Source organism: Limnothrix sp. FACHB-1083 (assembly GCF_014696485.1).
GTDB lineage: Bacteria > Cyanobacteriota > Cyanobacteriia > CACIAM-69d > CACIAM-69d > CACIAM-69d.
Genome location: NZ_JACJQD010000016.1, coordinates 1 through 18978, shown reverse-complemented (window position 1 = coordinate 18978; position 18978 = coordinate 1). Strand labels below are relative to the sequence as shown.

Annotated in this window: 15 protein-coding genes, 1 pseudogene and 1 CRISPR repeat array; of the genes and pseudogenes, 4 read left to right on the top strand and 12 right to left on the bottom strand. The window is 55.8% G+C overall.

Features of this window, described 5'->3' with window-relative positions:
- Positions 1-268: 268 nt before the first annotated feature.
- Together H6F46_RS19940 and H6F46_RS16840 are read right to left on the bottom strand one after the other, a co-directional pair.
- Positions 269-2488, bottom strand: coding sequence for a transglycosylase SLT domain-containing protein (locus tag H6F46_RS19940; protein WP_190355975.1), 2220 nt, complete (start codon positions 2486-2488; stop codon positions 269-271).
- A 45-nt stretch (positions 2489-2533) separates the two neighbouring features.
- Positions 2534-3034 carry a GNAT family N-acetyltransferase gene (locus tag H6F46_RS16840; protein ID WP_099534201.1) on the bottom strand — a complete coding sequence of 167 codons (501 nt, stop codon included), beginning with the start codon at positions 3032-3034 and terminating at the stop codon, positions 2534-2536.
- Between the two features lie 197 nt (positions 3035-3231).
- On the opposite strand from H6F46_RS16840, the gene H6F46_RS16835 reads away from it, so the two are divergent.
- Entirely contained in the window at positions 3232-3420 is a 189-nt protein-coding gene (locus H6F46_RS16835) for a hypothetical protein (RefSeq protein ID WP_190355976.1), read from the top strand.
- A gap of 422 nt (positions 3421-3842) precedes the next feature.
- On the opposite strand, the gene H6F46_RS16830 is transcribed toward H6F46_RS16835, so the two are convergent.
- Both H6F46_RS16830 and H6F46_RS16825 read right to left on the bottom strand, forming a co-directional pair.
- Positions 3843-4004: a hypothetical protein gene (locus H6F46_RS16830; protein WP_190355977.1), complete on the bottom strand. Its 162-nt coding sequence runs from the start codon at positions 4002-4004 to the stop codon at positions 3843-3845.
- 674 nt (positions 4005-4678) lie between these two features.
- Positions 4679-6283: a YcjF family protein gene (locus H6F46_RS16825; RefSeq protein ID WP_190355978.1), complete on the bottom strand. Its 1605-nt coding sequence runs from the start codon at positions 6281-6283 to the stop codon at positions 4679-4681.
- Between the two features lie 155 nt (positions 6284-6438).
- Between H6F46_RS16825 and H6F46_RS16820 the strand changes: the two genes are divergently transcribed.
- The gene (locus H6F46_RS16820) at positions 6439-7173 is read left to right on the top strand and encodes a glycerophosphoryl diester phosphodiesterase membrane domain-containing protein (RefSeq protein ID WP_190355979.1); all 735 of its coding nucleotides are present in this window, start codon (positions 6439-6441) and stop codon (positions 7171-7173) included.
- A gap of 172 nt (positions 7174-7345) precedes the next feature.
- Positions 7346-8044: direct repeats of the CRISPR family, unit length 37 nt; unit sequence CTTGCAACGATCGCCCAAATCAGGCTTCCGTTGCAAC.
- A gap of 450 nt (positions 8045-8494) precedes the next feature.
- On the opposite strand, the pseudogene H6F46_RS19935 reads toward H6F46_RS16820, so the two are convergent.
- From H6F46_RS19935 to H6F46_RS16785, 7 genes and pseudogenes are all read right to left on the bottom strand, one after another.
- A pseudogene (locus H6F46_RS19935) lies at positions 8495-8662 on the bottom strand (zinc ribbon domain-containing protein); the annotation flags it as partial.
- 1408 nt (positions 8663-10070) lie between these two features.
- Positions 10071-10601: a CDP-diacylglycerol--glycerol-3-phosphate 3-phosphatidyltransferase gene (pgsA, locus tag H6F46_RS16810; RefSeq protein ID WP_190355980.1), complete on the bottom strand. Its 531-nt coding sequence runs from the start codon at positions 10599-10601 to the stop codon at positions 10071-10073.
- 104 nt (positions 10602-10705) lie between these two features.
- Positions 10706-11287, bottom strand: a complete 582-nt coding sequence (locus H6F46_RS16805; RefSeq protein ID WP_190355981.1) for a hypothetical protein — start codon at positions 11285-11287, stop codon at positions 10706-10708.
- Between the two features lie 204 nt (positions 11288-11491).
- A complete protein-coding gene (locus tag H6F46_RS16800) occupies positions 11492-13027 on the bottom strand; it encodes an NAD(P)H-hydrate dehydratase (RefSeq protein WP_190355990.1) in 1536 nt (511 codons plus the stop codon).
- A gap of 271 nt (positions 13028-13298) precedes the next feature.
- On the bottom strand, positions 13299-13610 hold the full coding sequence (locus tag H6F46_RS16795) for a DUF2470 domain-containing protein (RefSeq protein WP_190355982.1): 312 nt from the start codon (positions 13608-13610) through the stop codon (positions 13299-13301).
- A gap of 107 nt (positions 13611-13717) precedes the next feature.
- The gene (locus H6F46_RS16790) at positions 13718-14683 is read right to left on the bottom strand and encodes an NAD-dependent epimerase/dehydratase family protein (RefSeq protein WP_190355991.1); all 966 of its coding nucleotides are present in this window, start codon (positions 14681-14683) and stop codon (positions 13718-13720) included.
- Positions 14684-14700: 17 nt separating this feature from the next.
- Positions 14701-15333, bottom strand: a complete 633-nt coding sequence (locus H6F46_RS16785) for a DedA family protein (RefSeq protein WP_190355983.1) — start codon at positions 15331-15333, stop codon at positions 14701-14703.
- Positions 15334-15360: 27 nt separating this feature from the next.
- On the opposite strand from H6F46_RS16785, the gene H6F46_RS16780 reads away from it, so the two are divergent.
- Together H6F46_RS16780 and H6F46_RS19930 are read left to right on the top strand one after the other, a co-directional pair.
- Entirely contained in the window at positions 15361-16095 is a 735-nt protein-coding gene (locus H6F46_RS16780; protein ID WP_190355984.1) for an NUDIX domain-containing protein, read from the top strand.
- A gap of 148 nt (positions 16096-16243) precedes the next feature.
- Positions 16244-18337: a mechanosensitive ion channel family protein gene (locus H6F46_RS19930; RefSeq protein ID WP_190355985.1), complete on the top strand. Its 2094-nt coding sequence runs from the start codon at positions 16244-16246 to the stop codon at positions 18335-18337.
- Between the two features lie 355 nt (positions 18338-18692).
- Here the strand turns inward: H6F46_RS19930 and H6F46_RS16770 are convergent.
- On the bottom strand, positions 18693-18978 hold a 286-nt coding region (locus tag H6F46_RS16770; RefSeq protein ID WP_242027764.1), incomplete at its 5' end, for a transposase.

Genomic DNA, 18978 nt, shown 5'->3' with positions numbered 1-18978 from the left:
ATTCTAAATAAATTTACATTTTTGTTCTCAATATCTGTCTAAAAATCGGCTAAGGATTGCAATATTTTTCTGGAAATTATCCATTATTTACATCGTTTACCTCGCCAACAAGGGGATCAAGCCCCTTGTTCCACGTGATTTCATGGTGGCAATGTCAAGATTTTGGGTGATTTGATTAATAGCCTGAAGCCCTTTTTTTTGATTAATAGAGTGAGAATTAGATCGACATTTGGTTTGATTTGGCTTGATTTGACTTTTTAAGCATCCTCTAGGGGCTGTTTTTGGGTTTGGAATCAGCTTGAAATGGTTGCAAAATTGCTTGAGTTTCCGGGTTGTAGAGCCGGAGATAATTCCAATAATTGCCCAACACGTTTTCCACATAGCCGCGCGTTTCTGAAAAGGGAATTTGCTCCACAAATCGATCGAGATCCGCCGTGCCAAATTGCTTCACCCAGCGGTTCACATTGCCCGGCCCGGCGTTGTAAGCGGCCACAGCTAGCAGACTGTTGTTGTTATATTCCCGGTGGGTATAGTCCAAAAACCAAGTGCCGAGTTTGATGTTGTCCGGGGGATTTTCCAGGGTGTAATCCTTGAAGCCGATTTTGTTGGCTACCCATTCGCCCGTGGAAGGCAACACCTGCATTAAGCCCACGGCATTGGCGATCGAGCGGATGTCGCGCTCAAAGTGGGACTCTTGGCGAATTAGCCCCAACACGAGGGCCGAATTCAGGTTTTGGGCCCGGGCCCCGGCGGTGATCGCATCCCAATAGGGACGGGGATAGAGCCGCCGCCAATAGTTCAAGTCTCGACGGGCGGCCGCAAACTGTTCCCGATCGCCCGGTTCCTCTCGCCACCGCAAATTGGCCAGGGCAAAAAGACCGGCTAAATAATCGCCATTGCCCAGTCGCAACGTGCCGTCCGTATATTGCTCTGCAAAGGTGGGCTGGTTGCGGTTTTGGAATTCCGTTTGCCAATAGTCAAAGGCAGCGCGGTCTTGCTCCAGTTGATAGAGCGCTTGCAGGGTGGGCGATCCGGCGGGTAAGGGGGCGCGGGGGGGCGGCGGTTGCAGGGTGGGTTGCCCCGATCGAATGGTGGTGAAATCTCCGACCGGTAACCCCAACTTCACCGCCGATCGCCAGGCGTAGTAGGACTCGGGATACTGTTGCAGGGTGTGGCGGTAGGCCGCTTGGGCGGCAGCTTGGTCTCCCAACTGGGCGGCCCATTGCCCAGCCCAAAAGCTGGCCCGGGGGGCATCTTCATGCTCAGGGTTTTGTTGCACCAGGGCGATCGCCCATTGGCGGGCCGCTTGGGGGCTGGTGGTGGCGGCTTCCTCGGCCAGTTGCCAGCGCAAATCGCCGGCCGCGTCGCTGTTGCTGAAGGTTTTGAAGAGTCGATCGCGATCGGCCGTGGTGGGCTGTTGCTGATTTTTCAGGATCCGCACTCGCTCCAGCAGGGCCCGAGGGGCATGGGTGGGGTTGGCCAGGGCGCGATCGAGCAGGGCCAAACCTTCGGCCGGCGGCACTAACCGGGCCAAACGGGTCATGCCAAAGGCCGCTTCCGGAGCCTGGGGAAATTGCTGAATCAGGCGACGATAGCGGGCGATCGCCTCGGGCCGTTTGCCCCCTAGTTGGGCCCCCCGCCCGGCCCGATAGGCATGGAGCGGGCTGGGCGTGGCTTTGGCGTAGGCATCACCGGCCTTGGCGTATTGACGACGATCCCAATAAATCCGCCCGATCATGGCCCAATCGGCGGGGGTGATGGCGGTGGCGAACTGACTTTCTAAGGGCCCCAGATAGTTGCCCACGTCCCGCGCATCGGGGGCATGGCGCAATAGATATAGGAACCAGTCGGGGCGATCGGGCGTTTGGGCTAACCGTTGCTTGGCTACCGCGATCGCCCGGGGATGGGATTTCCAGGGAGAATCGGCCGCCACCAGGCGATCGAGCCACTTTGGATCCTGTTGACCCAACCCATAGAGCGCTTCCGCCGTGGCCGGATCCTGGGGAAATTGCTTCAGCAGGGTTTGCCAGGTTTGGCTGGCCCCAGCCCGATCGCCCCCTTGGAGTTGCGCCTTGGCCCGCAGGGCCAACACCGGAGCCAACAGCACCGGATCATCAGCATTTTCCAGCCACTTCAGGGCCGTTCCATGGTCTTTGACGCTCAGGGCTTCCGTGGCCAACACATAGCGTGCGCCCGATCGGGTCAAGGGGCTGGCCGACTCCGCCAACTCCGTCAGGGGAGGCACTTTAGCCGCTTTGGGATCCTTGGCCTCGGGACTGGGCGTTTCTTGGTAAATTCGGGCCGCGGCCACTTCGGCTAATCCCGTTGTGGGGGACTGGTTCGCCTGACGATTGGCCAACCAATCTCCCATGGGCGACAGGGCCGCACCAACCCCCAAGGCCACGGCTCCCGCAGCCCCCAAACCCACCACCCAAGGGCGATCGCGCCACAGATGACGTAACCCCACTGTCCAAGTTGCAAACTTCACGGCCGGCCTCGATCGCAAGACACCCTAGCCATTGTGCCGCAGTCCCTAGGCCGATGTGGGTTGGGCCACCACCTCCGCCACCGGCACCACCTCCGCCCCTTGGCAAGTTGGCAAGGGTTCAATCAAGGGTTGATTCAACAACACCATGGTGGTGCTTTGGTTTTCCTGGAAACCAATCCGTTCATAAAACGCCTGTTGATTGGTGGTCATTAAATAGACTCGCTCCACCCGGCAGAGTTGCGGGTGCGCCAAAACCGTTTGCACCAACTTGCGCCCAATGCCAGCCCCTTGATAGGTGGGATGAACCACCACATCCCAAATCGTGGCCCGATAGATGCCATCGGAGGTGGCTCGGGCAAACCCAATCAACCGATCGCCATCCCAAGCGCTAATCACCGGCAAACTGTTGGCCACGGCTAATTCCACGTCCTCTCGGCGGCGATCGCGCGCCCAAAATGCCGTGTCCTGAAACAGTTGATGGAGTTGGTCAAAATCAATCTCTTCGGCGCGATCGCGAAACTGAATATGGCTGCAATCGAGAGGCATGGCAGTCGCAGGCAAACAACGACAATTGCAGTTGATGGTAAACGACCCATCCCAACTTTGGCAGCGTCCTGGCACACGGAAATGCAGCCAGGTTCGATCGGCCCAAAATTCCTTCCAAAATCCCTTGCTCCAAAACCTAACCCTAATCAGTCTCTAACCTGTCCCTAATCGATCCCTAATTTGCCTCGGGTAGGGTGTTGGGGAATGGCTGCCGGGAATGTATCGCCCTCCGTCAGCGCCCGATCGCGCCCTTGGTTCCAACTCGCTCCGAAAGCCGGGATCAACAAGCCGGGATCAACAAGCCGGGATCAACAAGCCGGGATCAGCCCTTGCCGGAACATCTGAACTATGAAGGGCGATCGCGTCAATTTTCCCCAACCCGCTAGCAAGCACTATTGGGTTCATAACCATTTGTAAGTAAATCGCAACTAAAAAGCCCCATTTCTGACTTCTTTATTGCTATAGATCGCATTTTTTAACAGTTGCGAATTATTTCAACCTATGGGGATCAAACCCATTAGAATCAAATCAGTTAGCGCTAGACAACCTAGTTAGTTAACTCCCTTAACCATCGTTTCAAGTTATTGCCTCGTTTCGTAGAGGGCTACATAGATCTTGTGGCTCTGTTCGTTAACCAAAACCCCAGTGGTTTTGATGGGCTTGTAACATGCAGCATTGTCATTGATTCTGAATCAGAATCCTCTCGGAAGTCTTAGTTGGCTAAAATAATCATTAGCCAATCCGTTAGCCAATTAGTTAGCTCAGCTAAAGCGCAGTTGGTTATCCGTCTTTCGCAGTTGGCTTGTCACTATTTTGCGGTTCGCTGTTTCTCATTGATCGTTTGATCAGTCAGTTCTTGCTTGTTTTGTGGAACTGCTGGCAACTGAAGACAGGTTTTCTTGGCTTTTTGACCTTGATGATGTTGATGGCTGGCTTGAGTTCTGATTAACTCGCTGGCTCCGCTGAACATCACGGGTCACCCTTTCGATATCTCAAAGTCTCAAACATTTCGTCTCAAACATTTCTGATGACTTAGGAGGCTCCCTAATTCCTCTCTGATTGCTGTTTGTGTTTGATTTTGATTTGACTTGCATTTGACGACGATTGATGATGTTGGATTTTGGTTGGGCTTGGTTGGAAGAGAACTGGATTAAGTCGTTTTCAGTCTCCAAGATTCAGTTGGAAAGATTCAGTCGGTCTGAATTCTCCTAAGACCAAGCCCCCATTCCACCATCCAATTTTCAAGTATCGGCCATGAGCATGGTGATCTGAGGCTCAAAACAAGACCGGAAACGGCCATGTCGGCAACCGCTGGAGCACTGTCCTAGCAATCGCCAGCCCAAGCATTGGCCTTGATTTGGTCAAAGGGTTTGGGTCGCTTGTGTCGGTTGCAAGCCTGCCCATGGCAACGTTTGTTGCTGATGTTTCTGAGGTTTCTGAGGTTTTTGAACGTTTCTTGCCAGAGGCTTTTCTGCCGAAGGCTTGCTGTTGAATTCCGAACTGTTTCCATTGTCGAATTGAGTATTAGCTGATTGAACGCTGATCGAACATTGCTTGAATAATGGATCAAAGAGCCACCCTCATTGGGTGGTTTCTTTTTGGGATGACTTGCTGGGAATTGGCAACAGCTTGCTGAAGGAGAAATTAGGGGTTAGGAGAGGTGCGATCAGGCGGCTTTGGTTGTGGCGCAGTTTCTTGGGCGATCGGTTGCACCACTTTCGCGATCGCCTGTTGCACAAACCGTTTTACAAACTGATCGCGTTGTTCTAGCTGAAACTGTTTTTTGACCACTTCGCTAATGCCACCATCGCCCCAATCTTGATCGTGACGAAAATATTCAATGAAACTGCGGCCGGCAATGCGGGTTAAATAGGCCGCTGTCACCGCTTGGATGGCTCGGCTGATGATGGCGGTGGCGATGTTCACCTGGAGCGCGGTAGTCAAAATTCCCATGGCTCCCTTGACAATGCCCAAGCCGGTCATGGTTTTGGCGAGGGACAGGGCTAACTCCTGTGCCCGATCGCCACTTAAGTTGCAGCCATAGACCTTGCCCAATTCCAAAATCATCTGGGCATTGACCGCCGCCGTGGCCAGCAAATCCACCACCGGAATAGGCGTGACGGCGACGGCCCCCGCCCCCAGCCACTGATAGCGATCGACCACGGCTTCGGCCTGTCGTCGTCGCTGGGCATCAATGAGTTGGCGGGCCCGATCGCTCAAGCGCTGGGCTTGCAGCAACATATTGTCCGCAATCAGTTCTTCCCCTTCGGCCCGCAACACCGCCACGATCCGCCGAATCAGGGGCATAATTTCCGGGTCGGGGGTCAGGGTTTCCCCGTTGGGCAACCGCACCGCTGCCGGCCGCGCCGCGATCGGGACAATATCCGCCGTGGGGAGCTGTTCTGCCAACCGTTCCCGCAACTTGGCCAAAATCGCGGTGCGATCGGCCTCGGGGTAGCGATCGGTTTTGTTGAACACCAGCAGCGATCGCTTCCCGATCGCCAACAACTGTTGCAATGGCTCCAATTCCGACTGCTGCAAGTCGCCTTCCACCACAAAAATCAGCAAGTCCGCTTCAGCCGCCAGCCGCCGTGCCTGGCGATCGCGCTGGGTTCCCGCCACCCCCGCTTCCAAAATGCCCGGCGTATCCGTAATCAATAAGGCGCGATCAATTTCCGGCAGCGCCAGCCGATAGGTTTCGCCCTCTTCCGTTGTGCCCATGGTGGGGCCAATGGTTCCGGCCACCCGTCCCAGCAGGGCATTCACCAAGGAGGTTTTGCCCGCTGACCCTGTGCCAAACACCACCAACAGCAACTCGCCCCGGGCCAAGCTGCTTTCAATTTCGCGCGATCGATCCAACAGGGCCTGCCGCGCCACCCGATCGCGAATTAAGTCCACCTGGGCCCGCACAGCCTCCAGCGCCGCGCCGGCCGCTTCGGTTTTCACTTCGGAAACGGTGGGGCTGGGTTCCGGCGGAGTGGGGGGCGTTTGTCCAGTGATCGATCGCTGGGTCACCTGCCAGAGCGATCGCCAATCTTGGGGCCAATCCAGGGGCCGCACATACCGAAAAAACGCCACCAGCAAGGCCCCCAACAGGGCCAAGGTCAACACCACCACCACCGGCCCCAAAAACGGAGCTGTCCAACTCACCTGCCAGTAGAGCTGTTGCAGGGCGCTGACGAGCCAGAGCACCAGCGCCAAGATGACGCAAAGCCCAGTCAGGACAACAATAAAGCGAGTTAGGGTCATAAATACTGAATCATGAATACTTGACGATATCGATGGATGCTGAATAAAGTGTGAAAAACTTAAGTTTGAATCCAAGCTTCAAGAAAGAACACCTTATTCAAGTATCACATTCTGCGTCAAGCTAATAAGTCGCAAAGTTAGGCGGAATCAATTCAATGAATAAAATTACAGAGGCTGTGAATCTATTCAAGTCTAACATCAAATTATTTAGTGCTATTGTTCTCACGGTCTGGCTACCAGGCTCGCTCATTTGCAGCTATTTTGACTTCTATGTTTTTCCAGAATGGGCTAATGGTGATGAGATGAGTTTTCTAAAATACTCAATGCGTCTCTCAAGCACCATTGAGTTTATTGTCAAGCCAATCTACATTGGCGGATTATTCTATGGAGCATCTCAATTCCAAAAAGGATTGGCCGTCAGCTACCAACAAGCGATGACCTATGCCTTTCGTAGGAGCTTTAAGATGCTTGCGACGAGTATAACGACAAATTTAATTATTTTGGGAGGAACAGTTTTATTTATTATTCCCGGTGTGATTTTAGCATTGCGCTTTGCACTAGTAGATCCAGTTGTTGTTTTGGAAGGAACCACTGGCTCTCAGGCTAGACAGCGCAGCACCCAGTTAACTCAAGGAAGGCGATGGAGAATTGCTGGAACTACGGTATTGAGCGTTTTAGTTACAATCCTGCTTATGGGTATTGCTTCTGTGGCAATTTACATTCCTTCTGGATTCATGGGGCTGGAAGAAAGTTTTATCATCCATGTAATTGCTACGGTGCTGACTAATGTTATTGCTATTCTTCCTTATCTAGTGATTTTCTGTTTTTATTGGGAGAGTGCAGAACCCATCAACAAGGTCAGCAAAATTAAAATTTCTCGCTATCTCTAGTTTTCTAGCCTGAATTCCTATTCAATCCTGGCGGCGATCGACCATGGCATTCAGCAGGCGATCGCCCAAACAATTGAGCCGCTGCAAAGCCAGATTACCGGTTTACAAACCGAGATGCAGCGGGTGATTAAGATGATTGAGGGGATGCAAAACAGCTAGCTGTCTCCCTTCGCTTGCAACGATCGCCCAAATCAGGCTCCCGTTGCATCGCGGGGGAAACTCAGGGTCGCCCGTGGGATATCCAGCTTGCAGCGATCGCCCAAATCAGGCTCCTGTTGCAACATTGCGGTTTCTCCAATCGATTAGCGATTTTCGGCTCTGCTTGCAACGATCGCCCAAATCAGGCTTCCGTTGCAACGGAAAAGCCGCCGACCCGGCAGCGCGGGGGACTTGAGCTTGCAACGATCGCCCAAATCAGGCTTCCGTTGCAACCACACTTTAAAGCCGCTGGCAATCAGTCCAGCGATCTTGCAACGATCGCCCAAATCAGGCTTCCGTTGCAACCACCCGTGTTACGCGGCAATGCGTAAAATAGACAACTTGCAACGATCGCCCAAATCAGGCTTCCGTTGCAACAGCTGATCGGCCCAGAAGGTGACTATCGCTTTGGTCTTGCAACGATCGCCCAAATCAGGCTTCCGTTGCAACCCCGATCGCCCTGTCGGGGCGGACACTGATTGACGATCTTGCAACGATCGCCCAAATCAGGCTTCCGTTGCAACATGACAGCAGAGCGCCTTGACCAGCTTGCCGAGCTTTATCTTGCAACGATCGCCCAAATCAGGCTTCCGTTGCAACCTTTTGGCCCTCAAGGATCACGAGCAGTTTGTTGCTCTTGCAACGATCGCCCAAATCAGGCTTCCGTTGCAACCGCCCAATCCCACAAAGTAAGCTGGCCGGACGTTTCGGGTGCTTTGATCGCGAACCTGCTACGGGTATCCTGTTTTTGGGTGTTGGCCAGATCGTCGTGCAATCCTACCGATGCTGGGATTGCAGATGGGGCAAGGCTTTCACGACTCGCGCGAACCTTTTTATCGGCCCTCACCGCCGTCTTTCCCGCTGGGCGGGGCTTTCGGGTCGATTCAGCCACCAGACCTTCAGCCATAGCTTCCGGTACGCGCGTAATGCGTGGCGACCTATCAACGCACTCAGGCGGTCTACTCCCGGTTAAGGGCGGCCCTCCAAGGGGCTGGGGTCTGGCTGCGCCAACGTGCAACCGACCTGCTTTTGACATCGCTGGACTGATTGCCAGCGGCTTTAAAGTGTGGGGTACAATTCGCCCCGAATCCGGCCAAGCCGGATCAATTGATCGTGCCAATATGTTAGCACTCCCAACCGCATCTCGATCGCCCTGCCATCCACAAGCCCGACAGCGATAGAGCCGCCCCCGTGGTTTGTGCCGGGCCCCACAGTTTGGGCAGGTCTGACTCGTAAAATGCTCATGAGCCTTGTGGAGTGTAGCCCCATATTCCTCAAGCTTTTCGACCATCATCTTTTCTTGGTTCCCGTATTCCCACTGGGCGTTGCGTTTCACCTGCTTCAGCCGCTTCGATCCCTTTTTGCGGCCCTTGGGGATGGATCCAATGTCTCCCAGGTAAACCTTGCCCACCTTGTTACCCCGCAACCAATCCACCGCCCGCCGGGTAATCGAATGGTTGGCATATTTAAGGTTTCGGTTCACTTGGGTGGCCACCCGCTTTTGGGTTTGCCACAGGTGATGATCGCGACGGCTCCGTTTCTTCAGCCCCAATTCCTTGCGAGCCGCACCGACCATCCGCCTTGCATACTTAGTCCCTTGCCCCGGTGACTTAGCCTCCATCGCTGCCATGGTGGACTTTTGTTCATCGGTCAGATATTGGCGCACCTGGGCCCGAAACACCCGAGCGCGGGCCCGTTGGATGCCCCGGAACCGGCGATCGCGCTCTCGTTTCAGCCCGCAAATTTGCCGACCCGACAAGCTAACCGACTTGCCACTATCCAAGGTCAACACCATGGCCCGGATCTGGCCCATGTCGATACCAGCCGATCGGGTCAAGTCCGGGTCGGGTGCAAACCCATGTTCACCGGCCGCCACATAGGTCAGGTGCAACCAAAAATCACCGGCTCCATCGCGGGTGATCGATGCCTTATTGAACGAACGACCCACATAGCACTTGGGGACGGGTATCGACACCACGCCGCCAATCTGGGTTCGACTTCCCAGCAACAGGCGATCACCATCCCATTTCAGCCCATTACCTTTGACTCCCCAGATCCATCCCGATTCATTCTGAGCTGATCGAAACTGGTTTGGCATCTGGGCCGCAAAGTCACCGCCTTTGCGTTTTGTCCAGTAGCCCCTTATGGAGCCCTTGATTTCTTCGGTTAGCAGAGTGGCAGTGCTGGAATCAATACCGTATTTGCTGCCACGTTTATCGCGATCGTGGTAGGGGTACAAATCGCAATGGCCCTTCAGTGCATCCCATGGCTTAAATTGCTGCCAATCTCGCCATTCCCGCACGATGTACCCTTCTGCCAACTCACCATCGGCTAAATATTGCTTGCGGTGCTTGGGCGCTGACTTGAGGGAACAGGCTCGCACTGGGCCAACACCAGGGACGATCGGGTAAACCGGTGAATTGGCGGCCCGCAACGCTGCAATCACGACGTTGTAGCACCACCGCTGGGCACTCATCAGCCGCCGAAGCTGGTTTTGCTGGCGGCGCGAAACCTTCAGCGAGATCTTGGCCGTGCGATAGATCGGTTTGGGCTTGCCCATGGGTTCTTACCCAGTGCTATAGGTTAGGTTAAAGTGAAACCCCTGCCGAGGGGTGGGTTCGGCTTTGTGTTTTAACCCCGCTTGATTCTTTGTTAATTCTAATGTTTTTCCGTGTGAGAAAAATCAAGAAAGACGTGATCTAAGAACCGGATTCAACGCTCTGTTTACCAACCGGAATGAGATAAATTGCGCCGGAGATTATGGTTAGGGCCACAGAAGCCCAAAAGAGACCGATCGCCCAAAGGGAGTAAGCATCCATCACTGGGGCTAACAACAGGGCGATCGCGGCGATTTGGCTGACGGTTTTCAGTTTGCCCCAGAGGTTTGCCCCCGAAATGCTGGTTTGGTTTACGCGCCAACCGGCGATCGTCAGCTCCCGCGCCAAAATCACAAAAACGCCCCAAGCCGGAATCCGCCCCAGCTCCACCAACAGAAGCAAGGGAGCCAAAACCAGTAACTTATCGACCAACGGATCCAAAAATTTGCCCAAGTCTGTCACTTGGTTCAGCTTGCGGGCCAAGTATCCATCCAGCCAGTCTGTGCCCGCAGCCAACAGAAACACACCCAATGCCCACCAGCGATCGGCTGTGGTGGGTTCGCCGCTGAGCCACCACAACAATAGGGGCACTGCTGCCAACCGCGACACGGTGATCCAAGTGGGCAAATTCACGGCTGTTTCTCCAACGCTTGAACAATACTTGTAGCGCGATCGGGCTGGGAAGGCTAGCGATCGCGCCCAAAGTCAGCAGGAGGGCGATCGGGGTTGATTGCAGCCTATTCAAACGTTAAGGGCTGCAGGTCGATTGACTTTCGATAAATGAGGTTCGAGGCATATTCCAGATAGCGTGTGGCGGCGGTTTCTAGGCGATCAATGCTGGTTTTCATTTGGGCAATGTCGCCCGCTGTGGGTTGACAGGTCTTGCTCCGCACACAGTTGGTGACTCGGAGGGTGGATCGTTCCGCGATTGCGAAAAAGCCCGCTAAACTTTTGGGATTTTGCAAGTTAGGATCTTGGGTCTCATTGCCGGTGCGTAACAGCTCTTTCATACCCGGAGCCAAGAGTAAGTTGGCTTTGCTTTGGTGCAATGGTAAGTCCATGTACCACTTGTTACGGCCCTCTTTAAAGGCAGTCCAAACCTTCTCTAATTCTTCGGGGTTGGCCGGCGTGGCTCCTGACAGTAATAGCTCCAGTTCGCGCAAGTTCCAAAGATGAAGGCTCACGGAAGTTGAAAGCCTTTCCATGAATTTTTGGGCTTCGTCCAGTTGGCGTTTTTCGTATTCAAACTGGGATTGTCTTCGCCAATTTTGATCTTGATACCACTGGGTGAGCAATCCACCGACTAGGGTGGTCAGCACAAAACCAATGATGAGGCGCGATAGATCAGAGTTTAATGATTGCCAAACTTTTTCGCGATCCATAATGAAGGATTGATTGGGTCATGAATTCGATGATTTGATGATTCATTGATCAATCATGGGGCGATTAATCGTCATCAATGATCGTTATTAATCATTGATCGTGTGAATCGTGTGATTAGATTGCATGGTTCAATCGTGCGATTAGATCGTGTGATTCAAAATGGCCTGCTGACGGGCAACGGTGAGCAGACCATCGGCCAGGCTGGCTCCATTCACTCCCAAAATCGATCGATCCTGAACGGCTTGAATGCCCGCTTGGGCGTGCCACCAGGCGGCTGTGGCGGCCCAATAGCCCCAATCGGTGAGGGTGGTGGGGCGGGCTTGGGCCACCAATCCCCCCAGCAACCCAGCCAAAACATCACCACTCCCGCCCCGAGCCAGGCCGGGGGTGCTTTCGGGTACTATCCAGCTTTGGCCGCCGGGTTCGGCCACCACGGTGCGGGCCCCTTTCAACAGGACGATCGCCCCGGTTTGCTGGGCCGCCCGCTGGGCTAGTTCCAGTCGATCGCTGGTTTGGGCGACCAAGTTGGGAAACAGCCGCTGAAATTCTCCCCAGTGGGGGGTGAGGACAACGGGGCCTTGGCGATCGCGCCAACCCAGTTGGGCCAGGGCGTTTAACCCATCTGCATCCAGCACGAGGGGCCGATCGCTCTCCCAAACCGCTTGGACGATCGGGGTGGCTTCTCGGGTGAGGCCACAACCACAGGCGATCGCGTCGTAACGAGCAAGATCCAAATCAACGCGGGCAATTTTGCCCATATCCGTTTCGGGACAGGCCACCACGAGGGCTTCGGGAATTTGGGCCACCAACCAGGGCTTCAGACTGGCGGGCACGGCGACGGTTAACATGCCCACGCCGCTCGATCGGGCCCCCAAGGCGGCCAGGAACGCGGCCCCCATATAAACAGCGGAACCCGCCACCACTAGCAAGTGACCTTGCTCGTATTTGTGGGTGGCGGGCGATCGGTTGAGGGGTAATTGGGCGAGGTGGGCGGTGATTCGGTTCAGTTGGGGGTCTGGGCCCAGGATGGCTTGAATGTCGGCTAGGGGCAGGTCAAAGTCAATCAGTTCCGCTTGGCCGACCCAATCCAGGGCCCGATCGAGCAGAAGGCCCCGTTTCCAAAGGCCCAAACAGAGGGTGAGGGTCGAGCGAATCGCTTTGCCCAGGACTGCGCCGCTGTCGGTGTGGAGGCCGGAGGGGAGGTCAATGCTCACGATCGGTTTGCCGCTGTTGTTCACCTGATCGATCGCTTCGGCCAAGGATCCCTCGATCGGCCGTTCCAAACCAAAGCCAAATAATCCATCCACCAGCCAATCGGCCGCCAAAACGGGGGCTAGATCAGGGCTGACCTCAATACCCAGGCTGGCGGCGTATTGGGCATGGCGATCGGTCAGTTCCTTGCGCTGCTCAAAGGGGAGGTAAACGGCAACTTGATAGCCGCGTAGGTGTAGCTCCCGGGCCACCACCAGGGCATCACCACCGTTGTGGCCGGGGCCGGCCAAAATTCCCACCCGCGGCCCTTGGGCGATCGATCGCCAAGCCATGACTCGCTGGGTAATGAGTCCGGCCACTTTTTCCATCAAGGCTGCGACGGGCATTCCCGCCGCAAACACCCGAGACTCGATCGCCTGCATTTGGGCCGCCGTGACGACGTAGCGATCGCGCATCCCCCCCATTGGCCCGTTTGACGGTTGCACACCAAGTCTCCTCAAAACCATGCCTCCTCAAAACCACGGAGCAGGGACTGGCCAACCCAGCCAGACCCGATCGTACAGGATTGAGAGGCTAGGGATAGCTCAGTGGCTCAATCCTGTTGATGAATGGCTTTGCTGCAAAAAATTGGCCCCATCGGGTATTTTGCGCCACAAATCTCGGTTTTAGTGGCTAATTTTGGCGTTGAGTCCTTGTGGACGGCGCTAGCGGCTGATGGTCGGGGCCATTGCTAGATTAGCGATCGCTGGCCTGTTGCGCCTCTTTAATCATGTCTACCAAAACATGATGGGCGGCCTTTGCATCGGCCAAAGGTGCTTTGAATTCGATGCGCAGGGGCTGGAGATGGCCGTCCACTTCCACGGCTAAGTCCATGCCAGCCGCGTCGATCGACCGCATTCGGGCGCTGGTAGCCGTCGTGATCTGGCCGAAATATTGGGCATAGACCAACACCGCGTCGGCGTGGTCATCGTTCATGTGTTTACAGATTCGATCGCTCACTTGGGCCGTGAACGGATTTTCGGGGGCTGCGGTTGCCGAGTCGCTCATGGGTCTGGATGGTTTGAAATCGATTTTGCTGTTTTGGGGTTACGAAAGCCGGTTGAAATCGGGATGCAACCCAGGCGAAATGTTGGAATCTAATCTCCAGGCTTTTCCTATTCAACCATTTCTGCCACCACGTCCCGGAGGGTTTGGGCCAGCGATCGGGGTTGCCAGCCCAGCTCTTGACGGGCTTTGGTGGCATCCACTCGTACACAGCGATCGTAGATGTAGCGAACACGCTCGCGGCTGAGGGGTGGTTGCCAACGAAATAACCGCCCGATCGGGTCGAGAATTGCCCCCAAAATTCGCACCAACCAGGCGGGCACTTCCTTGGGGGGAGGGATTTCAGCCGTCTCGCCCACCATCCGAAACATTTCCCGCGTGGGGCATTCTCCAGCCGAGAGGATATACCAGCCGCCCGGTGTGCCCCGTTCGGCCGCCAAGATCATGCCCGCCACCAGGTCATCCACATGCACAATCCCGGTGGGGCGATCGCCCCCAACCCAAAAGGGCAATTTCCCGCGCAAAAACTGGCGCAGGACGGGGCCAAAGTGTGGATCGTCGCCACCAAAAATGCCGGAGGGCATGACGCTGATGGTGTCCAGACCGTTTTGGGCCGCGCGATCGACCAGCACTTGGGCTTCATATTTGGTGTGGTCGTAGGCGGAATCAAACTGAGCCTGCACCCGCTGGAACGTTTCGTCCACCACTTGACCAAAGGTGTGGCCAAACACCCCGATCGTGCTGCAATAAACCAACCGCTTCACCCCAGCGGCCTGGGCTGCCGCCAGCACTTGGCGGGTTCCTTCCACGTTGGTTTGCCACATTTTTTCGCTGTCCACCAGGCCCAATTCCACATAGGCCGCTGTGTGAAACACCCAATCCGCTTCGGCCATCCCTTGGGCCAGGGCAGCGGGCTGCTGAAGATCGCCTTCAATGATTTCAATGGGCAGGCCGGCCAGGCGCGATCGATCCGCCCGGGGCCGCACCAGGGCCACCACCCGATCACCCCGTTTCACCAGGGCCCGCACCAAATGAGACCCGGTAAATCCCGTTGCACCGGTCACGAATACCCGCACGATCGCCCCCTGCTGTCCTAGCCCAATGGTGTGGATTTGCGGTTTTCGAGCCACAGGGACACGGCCACCACCAGCCCGATCGCCAGCAGCGCCACCCAAGTGAACTGACTAGCCCAGCTCATCAGGGTTTCCAAGGACACCAGCCGCCCGCAGAAGTAGGCCGCTGTGACCGTGACTCCGGCCCAAACGGCGGCCCCGGCTGCGTTATAGGCCAAAAATTTGCCATAGGGCATTTCCACCAAGCCCGCCATGGGGCCCGCAAAAATCCGCAGCAGGGCCACGAACCGGCCCCAAAACACGGCCTTACCGGCGTTGTTGCTAAATTGCTCGCGAGCGCCTTCCAGCTTCTCTTCACCAATCCGGAAGAGTTTGCCCAGCCGCACCAACAGCGACCAACCGCCCCAGCGGCCCAGCCAGTAGCCCAGGTTGTCGCCCAAAATTGCGCCGCCGATGGCCGTTCCCAGAACGCCGCCATAGCTCAATTCGCCACTGCCCGCCAAAAAACCGCCCACAAGGGTGATGGTTTCGCCCGGCAGGGGGATACCGGCGTTTTCCAGGGCAATTCCCAGGAATACGGCCCAGTAGCCATATTCTTGCGCGAGCGCTTCGATAGTTTCGAGCGTAATCAGCTCGGGAATCAAAGCGAGCATGGAGGAGGATAGGGGTGGTGTAAAACTTTGTTAACTCATTCTAAACGGCGGGTTGGCGATCGCGGCCATGGCGTGACGAAGTTTTGGGTGGTTGGGGCGAATCCACACCCGATCGCCCGGATCCGGCAATTCAAAATAGCCAGTGATAGCCAAGTCAGAACAGCCAGTTCAAGACAGCCAATTCAGGACAGCAACCGACGAATGGAACCAGCGCATTACTCGGAACGGGATCCGGAACGGGATTCGGAGCCTCGGGGGACGCGATCGCCCCGGCCCTATTTGGATGCGATCGCCTATGGCCAGGCCCTGAGCGCTTTGGTGATTACCTGTGTGGATTTGTTGTTCTGCGAGGGCGATCGACGGCTTTTGGGCTTTCGACGACGGCCGCCCCGGGTGGGTTGGTGGTTGGTGGGTGGGCGAATGTTTCCCGGCGAAAGTCCCCAGCGCACCGCCATCCGCAAGGCGAAGGAGGAAGCTGGCCTAGAAATTTTGCCCAGCCAGTTGCAGTGGATTGGGGCCTATTCCACGGAGTTTGCGGAGCGATCGCAACCCCCGGCCGAGGAAGGGTTACACAGCGTGAATCTGACCTTTGCCGTGAGGCTGACGGCAACCCAGGCGGCCCAGGTGCAACTCAGCGAGGATGAATATTCCGAATGGGCTTGGGTGCGATCGAGTGAGTTGCCCCAGTGGGTGACGGGCCAGGGCCCGATGGATGAAGCCCTATTGGCGATCGGGCGGGCTTGCGATCAGTTGAGCAAGTGAAGCGTCTGATCGAGATTTCGATTCACTTCGATCAAGATATCGATCAATATTTTGATCGATATCTTGATCGATATTAATTATTGATTAACTTAATTGATTAACTTATTGAAGTCCATTCCAATTGCCGACCTTGATCGGAATCCCCAACGTGATCCAGAGAGCAATCCAGCGAGCAATCCGAACCATCATCCAACGTCGCTCGGGGCGATCGGCAGGACGACGCTGGCCATTGGGGGCGATCGTCCTGGGGCTGATCCTCTGGTTGGGGGCCAGCAGTCCCCTGAATGCTCAGGCTCCTGCGGCGGCTGGCTCGACCCTGGAAACCAACTGGGCCAATAGCCTCATTCAGCCTTGGGCTGCTCCTTGGGTGGGAGCCGAGGCCGATCGCCCCCAAGCCGCATGGATTGAATTTGATGGGCGGCCGGTGTTCCAGATTGCGGCTCCCCCCAAAGAGTTGGCTCGGCGGACTGCCACCATCACCACCCAGCTACAGGGAGCGGGCGATCGCTTCCTCAGCGACCCCAAGGGATCGTTGGCGGTTACGATCGAACTCAGCGCGTCTGCCCCCGCTGCGGCTCCCAATTCCAATGCGGCGGTTCCCGGCTCGGGGTCAGCTCCCGCCGTTGCTGCTCCTGCGGCCCCCGCTGCGCCCTTGCCTGCTACGGCCTTGCCTGCTGCGGCCCTGGTCGATGCGCCTCGAATTTTGGTCAATGGTCGCTACATCATGACGGTGACGGCCCTGGATGCGGGAACCCAGCTCACCCAGCCCCGAATCTATGCCACTTCCGTGAAAACGGCCATTGAGGAATCTTTGCAACAGGCCCGGGCCGATCGACAACCGGCGGCCTTGGGGCAACAGGTGCGATCGAGCTTGGCCATTTGGTTAGTAGCCTTGGGGGCCCATCTGATGTTGGGTTGGGGTCTGCAACGGCTCGATCGACTCAGCCACAGCACCCCGCCCGTTGACCCGAAACCCAACGACAGTTTTCCCCTGGCCGCTTGGTTGCAACGCCAGCGCCGAGACCATTGGTTGGCGATCGGGCGGATTCTGATTCAAATTGCCCAGCCTTCCGTATGGGCCACCGCCAGTTTGTGGGTGTTGGGCAACTTCCCCGTCACCCGCTGGCTTCAGGCCCGAATCTTTGATGCCCTTGAGGCCTATCTCAAGCTGGGTTTGGCCACCCTGGTCACCTACATTGCAATTTTGTTGAGTTACATCGCTGTCGATCGGGCAACGGCGATCCTCACGGCCGGAACCCAAATTGCTCCCCGCACTCGCCCCCGTTTGCAACAGCGTGTCCTCACCCTATCCAGCATCCTCAAAAGTTTCCTGACCGTGTTGCTGGTCATTTTGGGGGCGATCGTTGGCCTGGCTGGCATTGGCGTAGATGTGGGGCCACTGATTGCCGGGGCGGGGTTAATTGGGGTGGCCCTGTCGCTGGCTTCCCAAAACCTGATTAAGGATGCGATTAACGGGTTTTTGATTTTGGCGGAGGATCAATTTTCCGTGGGCGACGCGATCGCGGTGGGCAACCTGACCGGGCGGGTGGAGGCGCTCACCCTGCGGGTCACGAAGCTGCGGGATGCAGAACAGCGGCTGATTGTGATTCCCAACAGCGAAATCCGCACGGTGGCCAACCTGTCCAACCACTATTCCCAAGCGGATTTGCGAATCCCGATCGCCTATGGAGCCGATTTGGATCAAGCCCTGGCAATTTTGAATCAGCTCAGTGATGATTTGGCGGCGGATCCGCAGTGGTCAGAAATTTTGCTCGATCGACCCCAAGTGTTGGGGATTGATGAGTTTTCCGCCAGTGGTTCCATGGTGCGGGTTTGGATTCGCACCACTCCCTTGCAACAGTGGGGCGCGGCCCGAGAATTTCGGCGGCGCGTGGCAATTGCCTTTAATGCGGCCCAAATTGGCCTGATGGGTCAAACCGATCCACCTGCTCCAATTGTGCCTTTGGAAATGGAGGACAATGGGGCGCGCGATCGGGCAGAGGAGCGCGACAATGCGGAGCGTGACACCCTGGCCCAGCAGTCCCAGTCCCGAAACCCAGACCCCACAACCAAATCACCAAAGTCCGACAGTAACGGCCAGGGCGCTCACCATGCCCATGCTTCCCGCGATCGGGATGGCGGCGACCCGGCCCCGATTGCGGATGGAATGACCGCTTCCGCGCCCAATCCGGGAGCTGATCTAGATGCGGGCCCGATCGACCCGTCGGCCAAAACCAGTTAGGCCCCCTCCGTGTCTAGGGACTTGTGCCAGTCTGATTGAGACAGGTCTTGTCCGTATTGGTTGTGTTTGAATAGGTTGCAATAATTACCCTTGCCCCCGTGCGATCGTCTCCGATAGGCGATCGCTTCTTTTTTGCACCCATTTGCATCCCGCCAAGCCAGGTTCCCTCCGCCGCAATCCTGTTGTGGGCCAGAGTTTAGGCCTAGCTGCGAACGTCACCCTAAACGGCCATAGAACTGTTAGGCAACTGTGAAGCTTTCGTAATAGCCAATTTGGGCAGCTAGAACCCAAATTTGACGAAACAGGGTTTATTTAGGAAGCAGAAGTGTTGAATCTAAACACAAAACTTCATATTCTAGGCAACAAGAGTTTCTGGCAGTAAATCATAGCTCCAATGACTGATTGAGCCATAGCGACCGAGTACAACTTGCAAATATCGCAATTTATCTAGTAGCGTCTGACTATAGAATTGCGGCAATTCTATTAACTGCAAGATGGCATAAGCAATTAAGACCATGTAGATCTGTATTGCTACGCCATTTTGATTTTTCGTAATGAGCTGATCTAATTTTAAATGCATCTTTAAGAACTTCCATAGCAACTCAATCTGCCAGCGCTTTCGATACAGTTCTCCAATCTCT

Excerpts from the sequence above, each read along its gene's own strand:
- H6F46_RS16830 (WP_190355977.1), bottom strand. The coding sequence starts at position 4,004 with ATGTTCAGCGGAGCCAGCGAGTTAATCAGAACTCAAGCCAGCCATCAA.
- H6F46_RS16825 (WP_190355978.1), bottom strand. The coding sequence starts at position 6,283 with ATGACCCTAACTCGCTTTATTGTTGTCCTGACTGGGCTTTGCGTCATC.
- H6F46_RS16800 (WP_190355990.1), bottom strand. The coding sequence starts at position 13,027 with ATGGGGGGGATGCGCGATCGCTACGTCGTCACGGCGGCCCAAATGCAG.
- H6F46_RS16820 (WP_190355979.1), top strand. The coding sequence starts at position 6,439 with ATGAATAAAATTACAGAGGCTGTGAATCTATTCAAGTCTAACATCAAA.
- H6F46_RS16785 (WP_190355983.1), bottom strand. The coding sequence starts at position 15,333 with ATGCTCGCTTTGATTCCCGAGCTGATTACGCTCGAAACTATCGAAGCG.
- H6F46_RS16795 (WP_190355982.1), bottom strand. The coding sequence starts at position 13,610 with ATGAGCGACTCGGCAACCGCAGCCCCCGAAAATCCGTTCACGGCCCAA.
- H6F46_RS16840 (WP_099534201.1), bottom strand. The coding sequence starts at position 3,034 with ATGCCTCTCGATTGCAGCCATATTCAGTTTCGCGATCGCGCCGAAGAG.